Origin of the sequence: Citrobacter sp. CK198 (genome assembly GCF_030333295.1) — a bacterium.
GTDB lineage: Bacteria > Pseudomonadota > Gammaproteobacteria > Enterobacterales > Enterobacteriaceae > Citrobacter_B > Citrobacter_B koseri.
Genome location: NZ_JAOWGE010000028.1, coordinates 369748 through 389988 on the forward strand (window position 1 = coordinate 369748; position 20241 = coordinate 389988).

Sequence of the window (20241 nt, forward strand, 5' to 3'; positions counted from 1 at the left end):
GGTATGTCTAGATTTAGTAGACTTTAGGAGAGGTTGGTAGAAGTGAAAATGGCGCGCCCTGCAGGATTCGAACCTGCGACCCACGGCTTAGAAGGCCGTTGCTCTATCCAACTGAGCTAAGGGCGCACTGTGTGAAGCGATGGCTTCATGCGGATGAAACGCGTGAATTATACGGTGAGCGCCTGCTGAGTCAATGGCTTTTGTTCTGGTTGCTGAGGAAGTGTACGAATATCTTTTTTTCTGGCGCTACGCAACTATCCAGGAAATCACCTGGTAAGAACTCGGCCTGCATAAAGTGGCATTTTAAGGATAAATGTATTTAGAAAATTAATGCGTTTACTTACTATTTCCTCCCCACTTCCCAGCTGTTCAGGATATTTTTTATGCTGAGTGTCGCCATAAAAGAACAAAATAGCCATTTCGAACACGGTCTTAAAATCATCATGACTCGTCTGACTCATCAGTGGCATCAGAAAATTCAATTTCTACCTGCTGATGATATAGACAAAGCGGATATCGCATTTTTATCGCTGGATGAAGACTGGTTTAGTGCCGGATGTTATCAGATACCGGTACATACCCGGCACCAGCAGAGAGTCATTATTTGTAATGAATACGATAAAGACAAACTTATGTTCAGGCCGTGTCTCTATATGCTGCCGCATATTTATCGGGAGGACGATGTTGATGAGATAACCAAAAAGATGGTGCTTATCCTGCATAAACGGGCACTTCGCCGCAGCGTTCCCCCTTCTGTTTGCCATTACTGTACGACTCGCCATTTCTCCATTCTGGAACGCCAGTTTTTAAAGATGGTCGCCCGCGGGCACCGGTTAAGCGAAATTGCCGTACTCCTTTCGCTGAGCGAAGAACAAACCAAATCAATTCGCCGCAGCATCATGAAGAAACTGCACGTAAAAAATGAACAGCAGTTCTTAAATTACATCAGAGTTAACCTGGGTTTTCTGCAAGAATAGACATATTCTCAATTTTCCATCCATCATGTTGAGAAATATCTCACAGATGATTAAGTAACGTCATCTACAGCGATTTTTCACATACTGCCACAATGACACTTATCATATTTCCTGATTGCACAACCGTCAGGAACCGAAAATATTCGGCGGCATTCTTTATGCCTACAGGAGTGTTTTTGTGGCAACTCGCCCGGTATTACAGGGAAATATTCTTGACTCTGCAACATTGCGCACTCAAAAGGAACGTCCTTTTTGTTGGGAATATCCTTTAAAGCTTGAACCGATAGTTCATTTATCTTCTGCCCGCACCTTTGGCTATGAAGTTCTGACTCAGGTTCCTTTTCATGTCAATACTGAGCATTTTTTTCACCACCTCTCGTCAGAAAAAATAGTGGCGAATTTTTATCAGCAAGTCGCCACTATTACGCATTATCCCAAAGGCGTACATTATTTTCTTAATTTACCGCTAAAGGTATTTTTACACCTGGATTTTTTTAATTCAGGAGTAACCCCCTGCCCATCCAATCTGATCCTTGAAATCCAGGACCCAGAAACGCTTTTTTCACTTAATAGCCGCCAGCGTTCCCAACTCTATGAAAAAATAAAACAGGTTGAGTCTATCGGAATTCCCGTCTGGCTGGATGATGTCGATGAAAATTTGATCAAAGAAGTGGCTGCCGCCCGCTGGCATTTTAGTGGTCTGAAACTGGATAAAAATGCGTTCTGGGATCTAATTCTGCATCCTCAGAAACTGCGCCAGGTGATTTTTATGGGGTATAACATTGCAGATGTCATACTCATTGAAGGTATTGAAAATCATGCGCAAAAAGAAATTGCTTTTCATTCTGGTGCCCAATTAGGCCAGGGATACTTATGGCCCGCGCTTTTGCAAAACAAAGAGTAGAAAAACGGAAAGGGAAAGGATGCGCAGCGCACTTCGCAAAGAAAGACATCGCCGTTTAAGAAATACTGATTGCACTCACCACTACCATCACCTTGAACCACAGGTATTTGATCGTCTGGAATATCTGACCCAACGTCTCAATTATGCCCTACCGGACAATACAATCTCTCAGGTTATTATCACGACGGATAACTATCTCGGATATACACTGAATCGCTATTTATTTTCTGGAAAACGCACGGCGGTGTTCAGCTCTCTGGAATCACCCTCACGCAGGCTGGAAGAGACGGGCATCAGACAATTGATTGTTGATATGGCTGGACTGGCAGTCTCCTGCTACGAAACGCTTGAGCGATTACGCCTGCTTATCCGAGAGCGAAGCGATATCCAGGTTTACTTACTGGTGCCGGATAAGGATGTTAGTCTGACGCGTTTTATGCAAAAAGCCGGTAAGTTTTATATTCTGCAACGTCGCCAGAATCTCTCATCATTACGTAACGCCTTATTATCTCCCCCCACCGTTAAAAATACTGATGGCACCTTTAGCCATACTGACTGGAAGATCATTTCCGCGTTATCTCAGGGTATGTCTTTAAAGGAAATCGCGCTTTTACTCAATACGCCTTATCACCGGGTGATCTACCGACTCAATCAACTTATTACTCAGTTGGATCTGCCGCATCGACACAGTTTGCTGTATCTGATACACCGCCTTAGCGTCACTTCTCTTCACTTAATTTAACATGCTAACCTCTTAAGCTATAAGATTTTTTAAGAAATTACTTATTTTAACGCCTGACTAAATGTAAATTTTTTACATAAAATTAATATTTACAACTATTCCTGGTATCATAGGAAAATCCCTCTTTCTCTATAATCCTTCAATTGACGGGCTCTCACGGCCTCATCGTTGAAAATTCGCCCAAAAATCACATAACAGAAACTAAACAATTGGTTTTTTATGTTGTTTTTATATTTAAAAAAAATACTTTTAGCCACAAAACATTGATTCAACAGAGAATAAAACCAAACGCTATTAAACAGTCTAAAACATGCAGAACATCCTAACAGCCAGCACCGATTTGTGTACCGTAAGCCTTTTCCGAAAAAATAGACCAGGTATAATCTCCCTATTCTTAGTTAATCAGAATTTTCTTTTTTGTTGGTGCGAAATGGATATTCCCCACGCTTATTGCTCTTACGCAAAATAGTCAGTTAACAAGGATGGTATTACCTTCACTACTTCCCAGGTTCGTGAGGTATATTCTGGCTATTTGATAATTAATAGTGTCTGACGCTTATCCGCAAACGGAAGACGCGCAAACAGTCTGAGGCATACAACAATGAAACCTGCATCCGTTATCATTATGGACGAACACCCTATTGTCAGAATGTCGATAGAAGTGCTTCTCGAAAAGAATAGTAATATCCAGGTTGTCCTGAAAACCGATGACAATCGTACCGCGGTAGATTATCTGCGCACATATCCTGTGGATCTGGTCATCCTGGATATAGAGCTGCCGGGTACAGATGGATTTACACTGCTTAAACGAATCAAATCAATACAAGAAAATACCAAAATTCTTTTCTTGTCGTCTAAATCTGAATCTTTTTATGCCGGGAGAGCTATCCGGGCGGGCGCAAACGGATTTGTCAGTAAAAGAAAGGATCTCAATGATATTTATAACGCAGTGAAAATGATCTTATCAGGATATTCTTTTTTTCCTTCAGAGACGCTAAATTTTATCAGTAATACCAGTTCACGAAAAGGTGAGCACAATGATATGCCGCTCTCAAACAGGGAGGTTACGGTACTGCGCTATCTCGCCAACGGTTTATCGAATAAAGAAATCGCAGAGCAGCTCTTGCTGAGTAACAAAACCATCAGCGCGCATAAAGCGAACATCTTTTCGAAACTCGGCCTGCATACCATTGTTGAGCTTATTGATTACGCGAAGGTACACGACTTGCTGTGATCGTGGCTGACTCCCGACGAGAGATCGTTCGGGAGTACGTTATCGGGATCGGACTTCAGTTGTAATTGATCATAAAAGTCGCATCCGCCTTTGCGACTCCCGGCTGAACGCCATCGGCCAACGCAATGTAATTCGCATAAAACGTCATCGTAGCATTACCGTTTTCATCAACGCTTACCGCCTGGCTGGCTTGCTCAAGCGGTAATCTGCTGCGATCGCTGTCGCGGATCTCAATGGCCACTTTTTGCGCCATGACCGCATCATCCAGCGCCAGCAGCGACGTCCCCGCCGCTGGCGTTCCTGAAAAGGTCATCGACGCCGCGCCCGGCGGGCAGCCCTCAAGTTTGATGCTGAAAGGCACGGGCTGGGTGGTATCGCCGCTGGTTTTCAACTGCTTCGTGGGCCAGGTGCCCAGCTCGACCGTTTTGTTACTGTCACCGGTCACTGCGGTGCAGGTGAAGTCCACAACATTACCGCGCAGTTCAATATTAATCTCGCCCAGAGCGGTGTCAGCCCGGCAAAGCGGGCTCAGCAACACGCTGCAAAAAATAGCCAGCAAAAGTCTCATGGCTGTGCGCTCCCCTTAGTCGTAATCCACACGCAGATACCCACGAGCGGTAAAAGGCCCTTCCGTCGGTTTACTCCCCGTGATGCTTACCGGCCATGCGCGGATCCCCACGCTGGCGGCGGCGCTGTCATCCAGACGGAATGGAATTTTGCTGGCCAGATTGTTAGGCGTCAGCGGCACGCCGCCGCTGTCGGAAACGATAAAGCCTAAGTCGGGATTATCAGAGACCATCGCCTGCCCGGAGATTTTCTCCGCCTCCAGACGCATCGACAAATAGGCCTGCGCCGCGACGTTCGTACATTTTATGGCGACCGTTTTTGTCTGCGGCGTCACCCCTTCCGGGCGATTTCCCGCCCCGGCTTTGCTGAACAGCGCGGCGCCGATATCGCCAAAATCAAATTCCACAACCTGCCCGGCATTCACTTCACAGCTTTGCGGAACCTCGACTTTACCGCTGTAGCTGATGGTATAAACCGGCGTGCTCAGAGCATCGCCGGTGCTGGTGGTGACATACACCGAGAACATGGTCTGGCGGGGAATCGGCACCATGTTGATAAAAGGCCGTATCACTTTGAGTTTAAAGATCAGCTTAGAGTCCATCACGCCGAAGGGCTTTTGTTTCGGTACATTGGGGTGCGTCCCCATGCGAATATAATTACGGGGCGGATAAAATAATCCGGCATAGCTGTCGGTGATGCTCATCGCCCCCAGCAGGTAGTCATTGAGCTTGAGATACTGGAATCCCCCTTCCGTACTTTGCACGGGAAGTTCGGTCACATAGCTTCGAAAGGTATAATCCACATTCGTACCAGCAGGACACGTCGCCTGTACGCCAACCCAGCCCGATTTCTCCGGCAGCGTCACCACCTGTCCTACCTGATTATTGCTGCTGGTAAAAACATTCGACAGATCGTAAAACACATCGGTCGGCGTACCGTTCGAGTTATGGCAGACCGTCGCCCATGCCGGATTCGCCAGCAATAATGCGATGGCGCCCGGCAACAACCCTGATTTCATTTTCATCTTTTCTTACCTTTCATGACGACGGACGTTTACAGGTTGCATTAAGCAGCGTCACCGCCTGCTTCAGGCTCTCTTCGGGCAGGGAATAATGCGCCACGCAGCGGGCGTTCGCTCCCTCTCCCCACTGAATCAGCAGTTCCCCTTTCAGCGGCAGTCCGCTCAGATAAATTTGCCCGTCATCGCCCGTCATACTGGTGACGCCGCTGGCGGTTTCGCGCACAATTGAGCCAAACGGCACCGGGCGATCGCCCTGTTTTGCGGTGACAATTGCGCGCACGCCGATTCGCGTGTCAAAGGCAGCGCGTACCAGCGCCCCTTGCGTCGGCACCACGCTGCTGACGTTATTCTCCACATCGGTGTGGTTATCCATTGAGTTGGTATCCAGCGCGACACGGTTATAGCGATATACGGTGGCATAAGGCATGACCGCATATCCGCGCCAGTCAGTTTGCACCCCGGTCTGGTTTTCTATATGCACCCCTTCGGCGCCTGGCGCTTTAATCAGGACGTTGGTATCGCCTAAAGGCTGACTGAGCGTGATGCCGTCCGCATGACCGACCACGCCGCCAGACAGCTGCCAGTTGTAGTCATGCTGGTCTCGATCGTAGTTGTACCCCACGCCGAGCGTCCCGTAAGCCGCCTGCCAGTTCGCGCTGGCGCTGCCGCTGTAGCCATTGGTGCTGCTGTGTCCCTGGTTCACGCTGTAGCTCAGGTTACGCCCGTCTAACAATGTCCCGCCGATGCCGGTCTGCCAGCTGTTCTGTCCATTGCTGTTCCGGTTCGCGTTAAAGGTGGCGTAGGTGCGATCCAGGGCATTGTCGCGCGAGTAGCGTCGCCCGGTGAGCACGCTGAACGGAACCGACATGTTGAATGCCAGAATGCGATCGGTGCCGGAAATCCCTACGGATTCATTCCACGACCAGGAAAGGGAGTAGCTGATCCCTTGCCAGCCGCTGGCATACCCCAGTTGATACCAGGTATTGGCATCCGACGTGTTCCAGTATGTTTGCTGACTGCCGGAGATATACAGCGAGCCGTAATCCCCCAGATTCTGTGAAATGTTGACCTGGAATCGGCCTTTTTTGCTGTAGTTCAGGTTGTGATAGCTCTGCACTACCGGCACTTTATGACGCTTACCTTCGCTGTCATATTCATACTCGTACCCTTCCATACTGCGGTACGCCACATCGTCAAGCGTGTAGAATCCGCGCGTGGAATAGCGATAGCCCAGTAACTGGAAGTTAGTGCCGTAGTTGTTCAACGATTTGGCGTACAGGAAACGCAGCGACTGCCCCTGGTGGGTGCTGTCATCCGCCAGTTGGCTGCGGGCGTGGGTGACGTCTACCGAAACCGCGCCCCAGTCGCCCAGGTTCCGTCCGGCCCCCAGCACCACCGAGCTGTAGCGCGAAGCCAGTTGCGTGCCGCCATAAGCGGTATACCCTTCAGGCAGACCGGTGATCAGCGTTCCCTGGAAGAAGAATGGCGAAGATTGCTGGCTATTACCGCTGCGAAAATCCCCCGCCACCAGGTCGAACTTCATACGTCCTTCGCGCTGCAACAGCGGAACGGTGGAGTACGGCACCGTATAGCGCTGCTGACTGCCGTCTTTCTCATCAACCGTCACTTCCAGGTCGCCGCTTGAAGACGTTGGGTTGAGGTCGGTGATCGCGAAAGCGCCCGGTGAGACATAGCTCTGATAGATCACATAGCCGTTCTGGCGGATAGTCAGTTTTGCGGCGGTACGGGCGATCCCACGCACGGTCGGCGCATAGCCTTGCAGGCTATCAGGGTACATATTGTCGGAAGAGTAGAGCCGCGCCCCGCGAAAGCCCACGCTGTCAAACACGTCGTTGCCGGTGTTGCTGTCCCCCATCACCAGTTCGCTTTTCAACGGGATGATGGCGCGTTGTACCCAGGTGCCGATGTTTTTCCAGCTTTGCGAGTGGTATCCGTCGCCTTTGGAATAGCTCCACGCGCCGTTGTTACGCAACCGCCACGGGCCATAGTTCAGGCCGCTCATCAGGCTTAAAAAATAGCTGTCGCTGTTCGTCCCGCGACTGCCGGTAAAACTGTAGTTGATAAGCGCGGCGGGAATCCCTTCATCCCACTCTTCCGGCGGGATATACCCGCGCGCGCTGTTCAGCATTGACGCCTGCGGAAGACTGATATTTAAACGCATTGAGGAAAAATCAAAAGCGATTTCAGCGCCGGGAATCGCCTCTGGCAAATTGATGCAGGTCTCCTCCTGGCTTTGCCCAAGCGCAGGAAAGGCGGTGGTATTTACCCCCAGCCTTTTGATCCACGCCAGATCAAAACAGGGCATTAATCCGCCTGATTTTTCACCGGTTTTCGTCGACGAGGTTTCAAAGCGAATATCCTGGGTCGCGACGAACTCATCGTTGCGCCAGATATCCACCCGATAGATGCCCGGGGGCTGGTGATTGCCTTTCTCAAAACGTGACAAATCTGCCACGGACGCAGCATCTGCCGACAAAAAAGCCGGGTTAAAGTAACTTTCGCCATGACTTATCGCCGGATAGAGCGCCGCCAATATGGACAACGCCACCCCCGTCAGATGTGGCGTATACCCCGGCAGTGAACCGGGAAGATACGTTATCTTCTTCATCGTTTTCTCAGTGTGGCTTCACACGTTCCGATCAGCGCAAGCTAACCGTTTTCGCCGGTGTCAGCGCACCGTAATCATTTACCGTCTGGAACGTCACACTTCCCTGCGCGCCTGCCGGAAGCAGAATCTGGGTATTGTTCTTCGGCGCGACCATGACGTTATCAACCTTCTGATTTCCCACTTTGAGATTGACCAGCGTGAGATAGTAAGCAGACGGATTGGTGATTTTCAGGTGGTTCCCGGAACGGGAGAATTGCAGCATTCCTGGCGCGTCTTCCTGCACCTGCGGCAGATTGGCAGGGCGAACAAACAGCTTAATGCGCGACAGGATCGCCAGTTGCAGGACGTTTTTGCCTTCAAGGCTGTTTTTATCCACCGACGGTATCGCTTTCACGTTCATCCAGAACAAAGACTCCCGATCGGCAGGCAGGGGTTGTCCGGCATAAATAATACGCAGCGTGTTTTCACTTTTGGGTTCGCTGACAAACAGCGGCGGTGTAACAACGAACGATTTTTCTTTGACGCCGGCGCTGTTCTCAATCCATGAATTAACCAGATAACGCTCTTTCGATGCGCTGTTGCTAATTGCCAGCGAGGTCTGTTTGGCGTCCGCCGGATAAATAACGCGGGTGGCGCCTAATGCAATTCCCCCGGCCGCCTGCGCACTCATTGAAGTCAATAAGGCAATAAAAATAATAAGGCCTGATTTTATATAATTAAGCATGGCAAAAAATACCTTTTGCGTTTTATCAACGCCCGGAAAACAAATCAGGGGTAAACCAGCGTAAACCACACATCTGAATGAATACTTCCCGGCGTCATATTTTCCGAGATTGCCCGATAGCGAGCCGTGAAATGAAATGTCATTTCTTGCGTTAAAATAGGGGCATAATGAAGCGGCAAGGAATTGGGTATGATTTGCCGTTGTTCTTCATCAAATAATGCCAGACCAATACCGGAGGTCGCCGCCGTGTCGCTGCGCGCCAGGAATACCTGCGGATCTTCTGCGGGAGTCACACCGGAAAAAGCGATCCCAACATGGCTATAAACCTCTGAACTACAATCGGTTAATCGCAGCGAGAAAGGAATACTGGTCGGGGCGAAACTCCCGGTGCCAGAAAAGACATTGGTGCGGTATTGCCCCATCTGTACACGGAGATCCTGGCTTTCGGAATTCACCGCGCAGGCACCGTTTACCAGCTGGCCTCGCAGGTGAAGATTACCGCTCTCCAGTATCACCGTATGCGCGAATGCGGGCATCGCGCAAATCAGCCCCACCAGCGCCACGCCTTTGCTAATCATCTGCTGTATCACTTATCGTCCCCGGATAGCGCCTCATCCATTGAGGCTTGCCACATCCCTGAATCCCTGGTGGGTTTATTCGTACTTCATGATGAAGGTTGCGTCGGCGTTAGCCTGACCCGGCGTGGTGTCCGCAGCAGTCGCTTTATAACGCGCGGTGAAACGCAGCGTGTTGCTACCTTCTACCAGCGCCTGAGCCGTAGAGAAGGTCGCGCCGTCTGGCTTCAGCGGAGAAGAGGTGTTATCAAGAATTTCGATCCCTACGCCACCTGCCGTGGTGCCATTGTCACCAGACACGACTGCCAGCAGGCTGTCGTTTGTACCGTCAGCCTGACCAGAGAACGCAACGGCAGCGGTCGCTGCTACGCTCGGATCGCAGTCATTCAGTACAATGGTGAACGGAATCTGTGCGCTGGTATCGCCAACAGCGGTAAAGCTGGCGGTACGATACTGGCCCAGGGTCACGGTCTGATCGGCAGATTTCGTGCTAACGGCACACGCTGCATTGACCAGCTCACCTTCGAAGTGAACCGTACCGCCGCTAACGCTTACCGGATCGGCATGAACCGCACCAGCAGCAAACATCAGGCCAGCAATAACGGAAGAGGTCATTAATTTAAGTTTCATGGATTTCCCTTGAATTACGCACATTCGGCTCCAGTTTCCTGCGGGAACCGTTTGAATCAAAATCGACATAATAATGTCAGGCTAATTATCTCTGCATCCTGTAAAGATATATATCGAAAGAGAATTAGCTAACCTTTTTACCCCAACTCTCCTGAGCATTAGATTCACTAATTAATCTTTACGAATATGACAATTCGTCACAGGGATAAATTAAACATTTCAATAAGTGAAAAATACCTTCAATCTCTTTAATTAGCCCAGGTAAATTCTTATTGGGATATAGGACAGGTCTAAGCCTTTTTTATATAAAAGTGTTCAATATCACACTTAACGCCACGTTTTTCGCGGCATTCCCCCTAATTTTAGCAGGGTGATGAATTGTTTCTTTTAGGTTAATTTTGATTAGGTTGCTCATTAATCACCCACAGGATTTTACCCCTCTCCGTAGCCCGTATCGCAGTGGTCACTGCACCGATCACACGTAAAGACGCAAACGATAACTGACAGCGCGCCCCGCTTCTGACAAAATAGCCACATCCCCTTCGACTTAATGTAACAGACGGAATCCTCTCTCTGATGGCAGCAAAGATTATTGACGGTAAAACGATTGCGCAGCAGGTGCGCTCTGAGGTTGCTCAAAAAGTTCAGGCGCGTGTCGCGGCCGGACTTCGCGCCCCAGGGTTGGCCGTTGTATTGGTAGGCAGCAACCCGGCTTCGCAGATTTATGTGGCGAGTAAGCGCAAAGCCTGTGAAGAGGTGGGATTCGTCTCCCGCTCCTATGACCTGCCCGAAACCACCAGCGAAGCAGAACTGCTGAAGCTGATTGATACGCTTAACGCCGACAACACTATCGACGGTATTCTGGTGCAGTTGCCGTTACCGGCGGGCATCGATAACGTCAAAGTGCTGGAACGCATTGCGCCGGACAAAGACGTAGATGGTTTCCATCCCTACAACGTAGGCCGTCTGTGCCAGCGCGCGCCGCGTCTGCGCCCCTGTACGCCGCGCGGCATCGTCACGCTGCTGGAGCGTTACAACATCGATACCTTCGGACTGAATGCCGTCGTCATCGGCGCCTCGAATATCGTCGGTCGCCCGATGAGCATGGAACTGCTGCTGGCAGGCTGCACAACGACCGTGACTCACCGTTTCACCAAAGATCTGCGTCGCCATGTTGAATACGCCGATCTGCTGATTGTCGCCGTCGGCAAACCCGGATTCATTCCCGGTGAGTGGATTAAAGAAGGCGCTATCGTGATTGATGTCGGAATCAACCGACTGGAAAATGGTAAAGTGGTCGGCGATGTGGTCTTTGAAGACGCTGCCGCGCGCGCATCCTATATCACCCCGGTGCCGGGCGGCGTCGGTCCGATGACGGTCGCAACACTTATCGAAAACACGCTACAGGCGTGCGTTGAATATCACGATCCACAAGGTAAATAACATGGCAACATTCTCTTTAGGCAAGCACCCGCACGTTGAGTTGTGCGACCTGCTCAAACTGGAAGGCTGGAGCGAAAGCGGTGCCCAGGCGAAAATTGCCATTGCAGAAGGTTTAGTGAAGGTTGATGGCGCGGTTGAAACCCGCAAACGCTGCAAAATTGTTGCCGGGCAAACCGTCAGCTTCGCAGGGCAAAGCGTTAACGTCGTCGCCTGATTCAGAGTGCCGGATGGCGACGCTATCGCGTCTTATCCGGCCTACTGGTTATGCCAGTGTAGGCCGGATAAGGCGTTAGCCGCCATTCGGCAATGACGTTATTTACGGCGCCAGGTTGTCCCTTGCGGACCATCTTCCAGCACGATGCCCATCTCATTCAGACGGTCACGCGCCGCATCCGCCGCCGCCCAGTCTTTGGCTTTACGCGCATCCAGACGCTGTTGAATTAACGCTTCAATTTCAGCCACTTCGCCATCATCCGCCTGCGCTCCGCTTTGCAGGAACGCTTCCGGCTCCTGCTCCAGCAGCCCCAGCACGCCGGAAATTTTACGCAGATGTGACGCCATCGCATTCGCGGCAGCCATATCCTCACTCTTCAGACGGTTCACCTCACGCGCCATATCAAACAGCACAGAGTAGGCTTCCGGCGTGTTGAAATCGTCGTTCATCGCCTCCACAAAACGCGCTTCAAACGCTTCGCCGCCCGCAGGCGCAACGGTTTTGTCCGTTCCGCGCAGCGCGGTGTACAGACGTTCCAGGGCGGAGCGCGCCTGCTTGAGGTTCTCTTCGCTGTAGTTGAGCTGGCTACGATAGTGGCCGGACATCAGGAAGTAGCGAACGGTTTCCGCGTCGTAATATTTCAGCACATCGCGCACGGTAAAGAAGTTGCCCAGCGATTTCGACATCTTCTCACGATCCACCATCACCATGCCGGAGTGCATCCAGTAATTCACATACTCGCCGTCGTGCGCACAGGTAGACTGGGCGATTTCGTTCTCATGGTGCGGGAACATCAGGTCGGAACCGCCGCCATGAATATCAAAATGGTTGCCCAGCTGTTTGCAGTTCATGGCGGAACATTCAATGTGCCAGCCTGGACGACCCGCGCCCCACGGCGACGGCCAGCTCGGCTCGCCCTCTTTGGACATCTTCCACAGCACGAAATCCATCGGGTTGTGTTTTACGTCAACGACGTCAACGCGAGCGCCCGCCTGTAGCTGTTCCAGATCCTGGCGCGACAGCTGACCGTAGTTCGGGTCGGTCGGCACGTCGAACATCACGTCGCCATTGTCCGCCACATAAGCGTGACCTTTGGCGATCAGCTGTTCGGTGATCTCAATAATTTCGGCGATATGGTGCGTTGCACGCGGCTCCAGATCCGGGCGCAGAATATTCAGCGCATCAAAATCTTTGTGCATCTCCGCAATCATACGATCGACCAGCGCGACAAAGCTTTCACCGTTTTCGTTCGCCCGTTTAATGATCTTATCGTCGATATCGGTAATGTTACGCACGTACTTCAGCGTATAACCGAGGAAACGCAAATAGCGCGCGACGACGTCGAAGGCGACAAACGTACGCCCGTGACCGATATGACAGAGGTCGTAAACGGTAATACCACACACGTACATGCCGACTTCCCCGGCATGAATAGGTTTGAATTCCTCTTTTTGGCGCGTCAGTGTATTAAAGATTTTTAACATCGAAGATTCCGTATAGACGTGTGTGGGTAATAATATCCGTATGATACATATTATTCGTAATCGAAGCAGCACACTTTGCGAGGTGATCGCAGCGTGCGGTTATGCTATAACACCCCCCTATATGTGACCCTTACCAGGGTCGAAGCACCACTATATCGGAACAGGATGCAAAAATGGTTACTTTCCACACTAATCACGGCGATATCGTAATCAAAACGTTTGATGACAAAGCGCCTGAAACAGTTAAAAACTTCCTGGACTACTGCCGCGAAGGTTTTTACAACAACACCATTTTCCACCGTGTTATTAACGGTTTCATGATTCAGGGCGGCGGTTTTGAACCTGGCATGAAGCAGAAAGCGACCAAAGAAGCGATCAAAAACGAAGCCAACAACGGTCTGAAAAACACCCGTGGCACGCTGGCAATGGCGCGTACTCAGGCTCCACACTCCGCAACGGCGCAGTTCTTTATCAACGTGGCCGACAACGACTTCCTGAACTTCTCTGGCGAAAGCATGCAGGGTTGGGGCTACTGCGTATTCGCTGAAGTCGTGGAAGGCATGGACGTGGTTGATAAAATCAAAGGCGTATCAACAGGCCGCAGCGGTATGCATCAGGACGTGCCGAAAGAAGACGTTATCATCGAAAACGTGACCGTCAGCGAGTAATCGTGGCGACACTGTTTATTGCAGATCTTCACCTCTGCACGGAAGAACCGGCGATCACCGCCGGTTTTCTGCGTTTTTTAGCCGGTGACGCGCGCCAGGCCGATGCGCTGTACATTCTTGGCGACCTTTTCGAAGCCTGGATAGGCGACGACGATCCCAACCCGTTGCACCGAGAAATGGCCGCAGCCATTAAAGCCGTTGTAGATTCCGGCGTTCCCTGCTTCTTTATTCACGGCAACCGTGATTTTTTGATCGGCAAACGCTTTGCCCGTGAAAGCGGAATGACGCTATTGCCGCAGGAAAAGGTGCTCGACCTCTATGGCCGTCGCGTATTGATTATGCACGGCGACACGCTCTGCACCGACGATGCCGGTTACCAGGCGTTTCGCGCCAAAGTTCACAAACCCTGGCTACAGACGCTGTTCCTCGCCCTGCCGCTGTTTATCCGCAATCGTATTGCCGCCAGAATGCGCGCAGGCAGCAAAGCCGCCAACAGCAGCAAGTCACTGGAGATCATGGACGTTAATCCACAGGCCGTGGTGGTCGAAATGGAAAAACACCATGTGCAATGGCTGATTCATGGTCATACTCATCGCCCGGACGTTCACGAACTGAGCGCTAACGGCAAACCCGCGTTCCGCGTTGTTTTAGGCGCCTGGCATAGCGAAGGGTCGATGGTAAAAGTCACGCCGGATGACGTTGAGCTTCTCCATTTCCCGTTTTAACCTCGCCCGTGAATTGACGACGTCATAAGGTACGCAACCGTTTTCCTTGGCGTATTTCCGTGCTATTCTCTGTGCCCTCAAAAGCCGAGAGTTGTGCACCACAGGAGTTTTAAGACGCATGTCTTCCCGCAATAATCCGGCGCGTGTCGCCATCGTGATGGGGTCCAAAAGCGACTGGGCTACCATGCAGTTTGCCGCCGAAATCTTCGATATCCTGAACGTTCCACACCACGTTGAAGTGGTTTCCGCACACCGCACCCCCGATAAGCTGTTCAGTTTCGCCGAAAGCGCCGAAGAGAAGGGTTATCAGGTGATTATTGCCGGTGCTGGCGGCGCGGCGCATCTGCCGGGAATGATTGCGGCAAAAACGCTGGTGCCGGTACTGGGCGTGCCGGTGCAAAGCGCTGCGCTGAGCGGCGTGGACAGCCTCTACTCTATCGTCCAGATGCCACGCGGCATTCCGGTCGGCACGCTGGCGATCGGCAAAGCGGGCGCGGCAAACGCGGCGCTGCTGGCAGCGCAAATTCTGGCGACACACGATAAAGACCTGCGCCAACGTCTGGCGGACTGGCGTAAAGCCCAGACCGATGAGGTGCTTGAGAATCCCGACCCACGAGGTGCGGCATGAAGCAGGTCTGCGTACTGGGTAACGGCCAGCTAGGACGGATGCTGCGTCAGGCGGGCGAACCGTTGGGCATCACCGTCTGGCCTGTCGGGCTGGACGCGGAACCTACCGCCGTCCCGGTTCAACAAAGCGTGATCACAGCGGAAATCGAACGCTGGCCGGAAACCGCGCTGACCCGCGAACTGGCGCGCCACCCGGCTTTCGTCAACCGCGACGTTTTCCCGATTATTGCCGACCGCCTGACGCAAAAGCAGCTTTTTGACAAACTCTCGCTGGCGACGGCACCCTGGCAGTTGCTGGCAAGCCGGGACGAGTGGCCCGCCGTATTTGCGCGTCTGGGCGAACTGGCTATCGTCAAACGGCGCGTCGGCGGTTACGACGGCCGTGGGCAGTGGCGTTTACGCGCGGATGAAACAGCTCAGTTCCCGGACGACGGTTACGGCGAGTGCATTGTTGAGCAGGGCATTAACTTCTCTGGCGAAGTGTCGTTAGTCGGCGCACGCGCCCATGACGGCAGCACCGTGTTCTACCCGCTGACGCACAACCTGCACCAGGATGGGATTCTGCGCACCAGCGTAGCGTTTCCACAGGCCAACGCAAAACAGCAGGAACAGGCGGAAGCCATGCTCTCCGCCATCATGCATGAACTGGGTTATGTCGGCGTCATGGCGATGGAGTGTTTTATCACGCCGGAAGGGTTGCTCATCAACGAACTGGCGCCGCGGGTACACAACAGCGGGCACTGGACGCAAAACGGCGCCAGCATCAGCCAGTTTGAGCTGCATCTGCGCGCGATTACCGGCCTGCCGTTACCGTCACCGGTCGTGGACAGCCCGTCCGTGATGGTGAACCTGATTGGCAGCGCTCTGAATTACGACTGGCTGAAACTGCCGCTGGTGCATCTGCACTGGTACGACAAAGAGGTTCGCGAGGGGCGTAAAGTGGGCCACCTGAACCTGACCGACAGCGATACCGATCGCTTAAGCGCAACGCTGGAAGCCTTAGTTCCCTTGCTGCCGCCGGAATACGCCAGCGGCATCATCTGGGCGCAAAGTAAGCTTAAGTAATACATAAAATGCCGGGAAAGGAATCTTATCCTTTTCCGGCTCCTCTTTCAGCGCGTAAAATCCCCATCATTGCCGTTTGTTTTTTTTCAGGATTCCACAATGAACGATGGGACGGACTATCGCGCCATTCTGGCGGCCGATACGCCTTTAATCGACGTTCGCGCGCCGATAGAATTTACGCAGGGCGCCATGCCCGCCGCGATTAACCTGCCCTTAATGAATGATGAAGAACGCGTGGCAGTCGGCACCTGTTACAAACGCCAGGGGCCGGAAGCGGCACTGGCGTTGGGCTATAAACTCGTTGCCGGCGACGAGCGTCAACGGCGGCTGGAGGCCTGGCGAAAAGCCTGTATTCAACATCCCCGGGGTTATCTCTGCTGCGCGCGCGGCGGTCAGCGTTCGCATATCGTACAACAATGGCTACATGAGTCCGGCGTGGATTATCCGCTGATCCAGGGCGGCTACAAAGCGCTCCGCCAGGCGGCCATGTACATCACCGACACGCTGGTACAAAAACCCATGATCTTAATTGGCGGCTGTACCGGCAGTGGAAAAACACAGCTGGTTCGACAGCAGCCGAACGGCGTGGATCTGGAAGGGCTGGCGCATCATCGCGGTTCGTCATTCGGCCACACGCTGAAGCCGCAGCTGAGTCAGGCCAGTTTTGAAAACCAGCTCGCCGTGGAGATGTTGAAAACCGACGCCCGTCAGGAGTTGCAGATGTGGGTGCTGGAAGACGAAGGCCGGATGATTGGCGCAAATCATCTGCCCGAATGTCTGCGCGAACGCATGGCGCAGGCACCCATTGCGGTTGTGGACGATCCGTTCGAGCTGCGTCTGGAACGGCTGCGCGAAGAGTATTTTATCCGCATGCATCGCGATTTCACCCATGCCTGCGGGGAAGAAGACGGCTGGCAGGCGTACAGCGACTATCTGCATCATGGGCTTTCCGCTATTCAGCGCCGCCTTGGTTTGCAGCATTTTAAAGAGCTGACGGTAAAACTAGACGCTGCGCTGGCCATGCAGCAGGCCAGCGGCAGTACCGACGGGCATCTGGCCTGGCTGGTGCCGCTCCTCAACGAATACTACGATCCAATGTATCGCTATCAACTGGAAAAGAAAGCCGCGAAAATCGTCTTTCGCGGCATATGGCAGGACGTTGCGCAGTGGCTTCAAAGCTAGCGATTGCTGGCATTCTGCCGGATGGCGGCTAACGCCTTATCCGGCCTACAAATACTATGCCCTAATGTCTGTCGCGTTTATCGGCGCGTTTCGCCAGCCAGTCGCCGAGCATCTGTACAACCTGCACCAGAATAATCAACGCGACCACGGTGACAATCATCACCTGGGTTTCGTAGCGGTAATAACCGTAGCGAATCGCCAGGTCGCCGACCCCGCCGCCGCCGACAATCCCGGCCATCGCGGAATAGCCAATCAGGCTCACCAGCGTGATGGTCAGCCCGCGTAGCAGACCGGCGCTGGCCTCTGGCAGCAGTACGGTGCAGATAATGCGCATAGGACTGGCGCCGAACGCTTCTGCCGCTTCGATAATCCCTTTATCAACCTCACGCAGCGCGCTATCAACCAGACGCGCATAGAACGCTATCGCCGCAACAGAGAGAGGGACGGAGGCGGCAATCGGCCCGATGGTATTGCCGAGCAAAAATTGCGTGAGCGGCAACAGCAGCACCAGCAAAATCACGAACGGCACCGAGCGGATAATGTTCACCAGAACCGAACTCACCAGATACACGAAGCGATTCTGCCAGAACAGATTCCGGTCGGTGACAAAGATAAGGAAGCCGAGCGGCAGCCCGCCGACAACCGCCAGCACCGTTGAAATGCTCAGCATTTGAAAGGTTTCATTGAACGCCAGCGTTAAATCCGGCAGTAAATCATCCACGAATCACCTCCACCTGCGCAGTACGTTGCCGAATATGCGCTACCGCGGCATCCACCGCTGACGGGTTGTGCGGCGCAGTCAGTTGCACCACTAAAATCCCCAGCGCGCGTTCGCCGATATATTCAATTTTGCCGTGCAGAATGTTCACCGCTACGCCGAACTTCACCGCCACATCAGACAACACCGGCTGCTCCGCCGAATCACCGATAAACAGAATTTTCAGTAACTGACCGGGCAGATGCTGGCGCAGACGTTCCGGTAGCGTCAGATTGAGGGTGTGCGACACCAGTTGCTGTGTGAAGGCGTGCTGCGGATGAGCGAAAACATCAAACACGTCGCCCGACTCCACCACTTTGCCGCCGGACATCACCGCCACGCGATCGCAGATGGACTTGATCACATTCATCTCATGGGTGATCAGCACGATCGTGATCCCCAGTTGTTCGTTAATCTGTTTGAGCAGCGCCAGAATGGTCGCTGACGTTTCCAGATCCAGCGCGGAAGTCGGCTCGTCGCAGAGCAGTACATCTGGATGGTTGGCGATCGCGCGGGCAATCCCCACTCGCTGCTTTTGACCGCCGCTAAGCTGTACCGGAAAGCGGTTCGCCTTATCCGCCAGCCCGACCAGCGCCAGAATTTCGGCGACGCGCGGGGCGATCCTGCTGCGCTCCCATCCGGCGGATTTCAGGCTGAAAGCGACGTTTTGCGCCACCGTGCGGGTATGCATCAGATTAAAGTGCTGGAAAATCATCCCAATACGCTGGCGGGCTTTACGCAGACTCGCCCCTTCCAGCGCAGAGATCGCCACACCGTTCACTTTCACGCTTCCCTGACTCGGGCGCGTTAAGGCATTAAGGGTACGCAGCAGCGTACTTTTTCCCGCGCCGCTGGTGCCGACAATACCAAAAATTTCGCCCGCCGCTATCCGCAGGCTAACGTCATCCACCGCGCGGGTCGATGCGCCACGGCCTGCCGTAAAATCCACGCAGACCTTTTCAATCTCAATCATGCTCACCTCAGAAATGCGAAAAGGGCAGTCGCCGCTGCCCCGTTAATTCCCTTGCGCAGCGATTATTTGTCTGCGGTCATCCATTCCGGTTTCTGGAAGGCGCTGTAAATATTCTTCGGATCGTCAATAACTGCACGGTAGGCCGGAGATCTCACCGCATCGACAATATCTTTCGCGAACGGCTTGTCGGCATCTTCACTGCGTACGGCAATGATATTTTTCAGGTTTTCATCCAGTTGCTCTTGTTTTAGCGCGCTGGAAAGATCCAGCCCCGCCGCAACGGCGAAATTACCGTTAACCAGCGCGCCGGTCACGCCATCCAGCGTGCGCGGCAGCTGTGCCGCTTCCAGCGGTTTAAACACCAGCCCTTTCGGGTTGCTGGCGATATCACGCTCGGAGGCTTTCGTCGGGTCGATATTGTCTTTAATGGTGATAAGACCGATTGATTGCAGGAAACGCAGACCGCGCGCCAGATTGGTCGGGTCATTCGACAGGGTAATAATGTCCCCTTTCTTCAGCTCGTCCAGGCTGTTGATTTTACGGGAATAGAACCCCATTCCGGCCGTCGGCACGACGATCAGCTTCGTCAGTTTCAGCCCTTTATCGGCGGTGAATTTTTCAAAATAGAGCGTGTGCTGGAACAGGTTAGCGTCAATGCTGCCGTTGGATAACGCCATGTTTGGCTGAACATAGTCGCTAAATTCGCGCACCACGACCTTGTAGCCTTTCTCTTTCAGCGTTGGCGCGATGGCCTGTTTGACCATATCGCCATACGGCCCCGGCGCGACGCCGAATACAATAGTCTGTGGATCGCTATTAGCATGAGCAAATTGCAGGCCGCAGGCCAGCAAAAGCGCCCCGGCGGCAACGCGTAAACTCTGACGCAGTCCCATAACTTCTCCCTTTTAAATGTTGTGATGCAGTGCAGTACGCCGTGCGATGCGACGTTGTTCATTTGGGCCTGAATACAAGGCTATTTGTTAACATGACACAGTTCACAACCTGTTGTCCTTGAAATTATTTCATGATGTTGCAGAGTATGTCGTTGAAAGGGGATGGGCAGAAATGAAAAAGCCGGATAGCAGCATAAATGCCTTATC

Annotated in this window: 21 protein-coding genes and 1 tRNA gene; 11 read left to right on the plus strand and 11 right to left on the minus strand. The window is 52.7% G+C overall.

Going from position 1 to position 20241, the window contains the following annotated elements; translation table 11 throughout:
- Positions 1-49: 49 nt before the first annotated feature.
- Positions 50-126 (minus strand) — tRNA-Arg (locus tag OGY62_RS08315).
- A gap of 257 nt (positions 127-383) precedes the next feature.
- On the opposite strand from OGY62_RS08315, the gene fimW reads away from it, so the two are divergent.
- The 4 genes from fimW to fimZ all read left to right on the plus strand — a co-directional run bounded on the left by fimW (position 384) and on the right by fimZ (position 3857).
- Positions 384-977: a fimbria biosynthesis transcriptional regulator FimW gene (gene fimW, locus OGY62_RS08320; protein WP_047458307.1), complete on the plus strand. Its 594-nt coding sequence runs from the start codon at positions 384-386 to the stop codon at positions 975-977.
- 178 nt (positions 978-1155) lie between these two features.
- The gene (locus tag OGY62_RS08325) at positions 1156-1881 is read left to right on the plus strand and encodes an EAL domain-containing protein (protein ID WP_286459556.1); all 726 of its coding nucleotides are present in this window, start codon (positions 1156-1158) and stop codon (positions 1879-1881) included.
- Positions 1882-1900: 19 nt separating this feature from the next.
- Positions 1901-2623, plus strand: coding sequence for a fimbria biosynthesis regulator FimY (gene fimY, locus OGY62_RS08330; protein WP_115614992.1), 723 nt, complete (start codon positions 1901-1903; stop codon positions 2621-2623).
- A gap of 601 nt (positions 2624-3224) precedes the next feature.
- Positions 3225-3857, plus strand: coding sequence for a fimbria biosynthesis transcriptional regulator FimZ (gene fimZ / locus OGY62_RS08335; RefSeq protein ID WP_012133449.1), 633 nt, complete (start codon positions 3225-3227; stop codon positions 3855-3857).
- 55 nt (positions 3858-3912) lie between these two features.
- Here the strand turns inward: fimZ and sfmF are convergent, their stop codons facing one another.
- The 6 genes from sfmF to fimA form a co-directional block, all read right to left on the minus strand.
- On the minus strand, positions 3913-4425 hold the full coding sequence (gene sfmF, locus OGY62_RS08340; RefSeq protein WP_058668729.1) for a fimbria assembly protein: 513 nt from the start codon (positions 4423-4425) through the stop codon (positions 3913-3915).
- A gap of 15 nt (positions 4426-4440) precedes the next feature.
- Positions 4441-5448 (minus strand): type 1 fimbria D-mannose specific adhesin FimH, encoded by a 1008-nt coding sequence (gene fimH / locus OGY62_RS08345; RefSeq protein WP_049011840.1) that lies wholly within the window; start codon positions 5446-5448, stop codon positions 4441-4443.
- A gap of 13 nt (positions 5449-5461) precedes the next feature.
- Entirely contained in the window at positions 5462-8074 is a 2613-nt protein-coding gene (locus tag OGY62_RS08350) for a fimbrial biogenesis usher protein (RefSeq protein ID WP_286459558.1), read from the minus strand.
- 31 nt (positions 8075-8105) lie between these two features.
- Positions 8106-8798, minus strand: coding sequence for a type 1 fimbria chaperone FimC (gene fimC, locus OGY62_RS08355; RefSeq protein ID WP_101743900.1), 693 nt, complete (start codon positions 8796-8798; stop codon positions 8106-8108).
- Positions 8799-8842: 44 nt separating this feature from the next.
- A complete protein-coding gene (gene fimI / locus OGY62_RS08360) occupies positions 8843-9376 on the minus strand; it encodes a type 1 fimbrial protein subunit FimI (RefSeq protein ID WP_286459593.1) in 534 nt (177 codons plus the stop codon).
- Positions 9377-9451: 75 nt separating this feature from the next.
- Positions 9452-10003 (minus strand): type 1 fimbrial major subunit FimA, encoded by a 552-nt coding sequence (gene fimA / locus OGY62_RS08365; protein WP_130028237.1) that lies wholly within the window; start codon positions 10001-10003, stop codon positions 9452-9454.
- A 576-nt stretch (positions 10004-10579) separates the two neighbouring features.
- Here fimA and folD point away from each other — a divergent pair.
- Positions 10580-11446, plus strand: a complete 867-nt coding sequence (gene folD, locus OGY62_RS08370; RefSeq protein WP_286459560.1) for a bifunctional methylenetetrahydrofolate dehydrogenase/methenyltetrahydrofolate cyclohydrolase FolD — start codon at positions 10580-10582, stop codon at positions 11444-11446.
- A 1-nt stretch (position 11447) separates the two neighbouring features.
- On the plus strand, positions 11448-11660 hold the full coding sequence (gene ybcJ, locus OGY62_RS08375) for a ribosome-associated protein YbcJ (RefSeq protein ID WP_047458327.1): 213 nt from the start codon (positions 11448-11450) through the stop codon (positions 11658-11660).
- A gap of 98 nt (positions 11661-11758) precedes the next feature.
- Here the strand turns inward: ybcJ and cysS are convergent, their stop codons facing one another.
- Positions 11759-13144 (minus strand): cysteine--tRNA ligase, encoded by a 1386-nt coding sequence (gene cysS, locus OGY62_RS08380; RefSeq protein WP_049011837.1) that lies wholly within the window; start codon positions 13142-13144, stop codon positions 11759-11761.
- Between the two features lie 173 nt (positions 13145-13317).
- Here cysS and ppiB point away from each other — a divergent pair, with 173 nt between their 5' ends.
- The 5 genes from ppiB (at position 13318) to mnmH (ending at position 17411) form a co-directional block, all read left to right on the plus strand.
- Entirely contained in the window at positions 13318-13812 is a 495-nt protein-coding gene (gene ppiB, locus OGY62_RS08385; protein WP_003021875.1) for a peptidylprolyl isomerase B, read from the plus strand.
- Positions 13813-13814: 2 nt separating this feature from the next.
- Positions 13815-14537, plus strand: a complete 723-nt coding sequence (gene lpxH / locus OGY62_RS08390) for a UDP-2,3-diacylglucosamine diphosphatase (protein WP_012133460.1) — start codon at positions 13815-13817, stop codon at positions 14535-14537.
- Positions 14538-14655: 118 nt separating this feature from the next.
- Complete coding sequence (purE, locus tag OGY62_RS08395; protein WP_049011469.1) at positions 14656-15165, plus strand: 5-(carboxyamino)imidazole ribonucleotide mutase; 510 nt, start codon at positions 14656-14658, stop codon at positions 15163-15165.
- Positions 15162-16229 (plus strand): 5-(carboxyamino)imidazole ribonucleotide synthase, encoded by a 1068-nt coding sequence (purK, locus tag OGY62_RS08400; RefSeq protein ID WP_012133462.1) that lies wholly within the window; start codon positions 15162-15164, stop codon positions 16227-16229. Before purE ends, purK begins: the two co-directional genes overlap by 4 nt.
- Before the next feature lie 99 nt (positions 16230-16328).
- Positions 16329-17411: a tRNA 2-selenouridine(34) synthase MnmH gene (gene mnmH, locus OGY62_RS08405; RefSeq protein ID WP_286459562.1), complete on the plus strand. Its 1083-nt coding sequence runs from the start codon at positions 16329-16331 to the stop codon at positions 17409-17411.
- A gap of 61 nt (positions 17412-17472) precedes the next feature.
- On the opposite strand, the gene OGY62_RS08410 is transcribed toward mnmH, so the two are convergent.
- The 3 genes from OGY62_RS08410 to OGY62_RS08420 all read right to left on the minus strand — a co-directional run bounded on the left by OGY62_RS08410 (position 17473) and on the right by OGY62_RS08420 (position 20034).
- Positions 17473-18132, minus strand: coding sequence for a methionine ABC transporter permease (locus tag OGY62_RS08410; RefSeq protein WP_012133464.1), 660 nt, complete (start codon positions 18130-18132; stop codon positions 17473-17475).
- Positions 18125-19141, minus strand: coding sequence for a virulence-associated ABC transporter ATP-binding protein SfbB (gene sfbB / locus OGY62_RS08415; protein ID WP_283315505.1), 1017 nt, complete (start codon positions 19139-19141; stop codon positions 18125-18127). The genes OGY62_RS08410 and sfbB overlap by 8 nt, the downstream gene beginning before the upstream one ends.
- A 62-nt stretch (positions 19142-19203) precedes the next feature.
- A complete protein-coding gene (locus tag OGY62_RS08420) occupies positions 19204-20034 on the minus strand; it encodes a MetQ/NlpA family ABC transporter substrate-binding protein (protein ID WP_286459564.1) in 831 nt (276 codons plus the stop codon).
- Positions 20035-20241: the final 207 nt, after the last annotated feature.

What these genes read in the sequence shown, in the direction of transcription:
- fimW (WP_047458307.1), top strand. Translation starts at nt 384, where the DNA reads ATGCTGAGTGTCGCCATAAAAGAACAAAATAGCCATTTCGAACACGGT.
- fimY (WP_115614992.1), top strand. Translation starts at nt 1,901, where the DNA reads ATGCGCAGCGCACTTCGCAAAGAAAGACATCGCCGTTTAAGAAATACT.
- fimZ (WP_012133449.1), top strand. Translation starts at nt 3,225, where the DNA reads ATGAAACCTGCATCCGTTATCATTATGGACGAACACCCTATTGTCAGA.
- sfmF (WP_058668729.1), bottom strand. Translation starts at nt 4,425, where the DNA reads ATGAGACTTTTGCTGGCTATTTTTTGCAGCGTGTTGCTGAGCCCGCTT.
- fimH (WP_049011840.1), bottom strand. Translation starts at nt 5,448, where the DNA reads ATGAAAATGAAATCAGGGTTGTTGCCGGGCGCCATCGCATTATTGCTG.
- OGY62_RS08350 (WP_286459558.1), bottom strand. Translation starts at nt 8,074, where the DNA reads ATGAAGAAGATAACGTATCTTCCCGGTTCACTGCCGGGGTATACGCCA.
- fimC (WP_101743900.1), bottom strand. Translation starts at nt 8,798, where the DNA reads ATGCTTAATTATATAAAATCAGGCCTTATTATTTTTATTGCCTTATTG.
- fimI (WP_286459593.1), bottom strand. Translation starts at nt 9,376, where the DNA reads ATGATTAGCAAAGGCGTGGCGCTGGTGGGGCTGATTTGCGCGATGCCC.
- fimA (WP_130028237.1), bottom strand. Translation starts at nt 10,003, where the DNA reads ATGAAACTTAAATTAATGACCTCTTCCGTTATTGCTGGCCTGATGTTT.
- folD (WP_286459560.1), top strand. Translation starts at nt 10,580, where the DNA reads ATGGCAGCAAAGATTATTGACGGTAAAACGATTGCGCAGCAGGTGCGC.
- ybcJ (WP_047458327.1), top strand. Translation starts at nt 11,448, where the DNA reads ATGGCAACATTCTCTTTAGGCAAGCACCCGCACGTTGAGTTGTGCGAC.
- cysS (WP_049011837.1), bottom strand. Translation starts at nt 13,144, where the DNA reads ATGTTAAAAATCTTTAATACACTGACGCGCCAAAAAGAGGAATTCAAA.
- ppiB (WP_003021875.1), top strand. Translation starts at nt 13,318, where the DNA reads ATGGTTACTTTCCACACTAATCACGGCGATATCGTAATCAAAACGTTT.
- purE (WP_049011469.1), top strand. Translation starts at nt 14,656, where the DNA reads ATGTCTTCCCGCAATAATCCGGCGCGTGTCGCCATCGTGATGGGGTCC.
- purK (WP_012133462.1), top strand. Translation starts at nt 15,162, where the DNA reads ATGAAGCAGGTCTGCGTACTGGGTAACGGCCAGCTAGGACGGATGCTG.
- mnmH (WP_286459562.1), top strand. Translation starts at nt 16,329, where the DNA reads ATGAACGATGGGACGGACTATCGCGCCATTCTGGCGGCCGATACGCCT.
- sfbB (WP_283315505.1), bottom strand. Translation starts at nt 19,141, where the DNA reads ATGATTGAGATTGAAAAGGTCTGCGTGGATTTTACGGCAGGCCGTGGC.
- OGY62_RS08420 (WP_286459564.1), bottom strand. Translation starts at nt 20,034, where the DNA reads ATGGGACTGCGTCAGAGTTTACGCGTTGCCGCCGGGGCGCTTTTGCTG.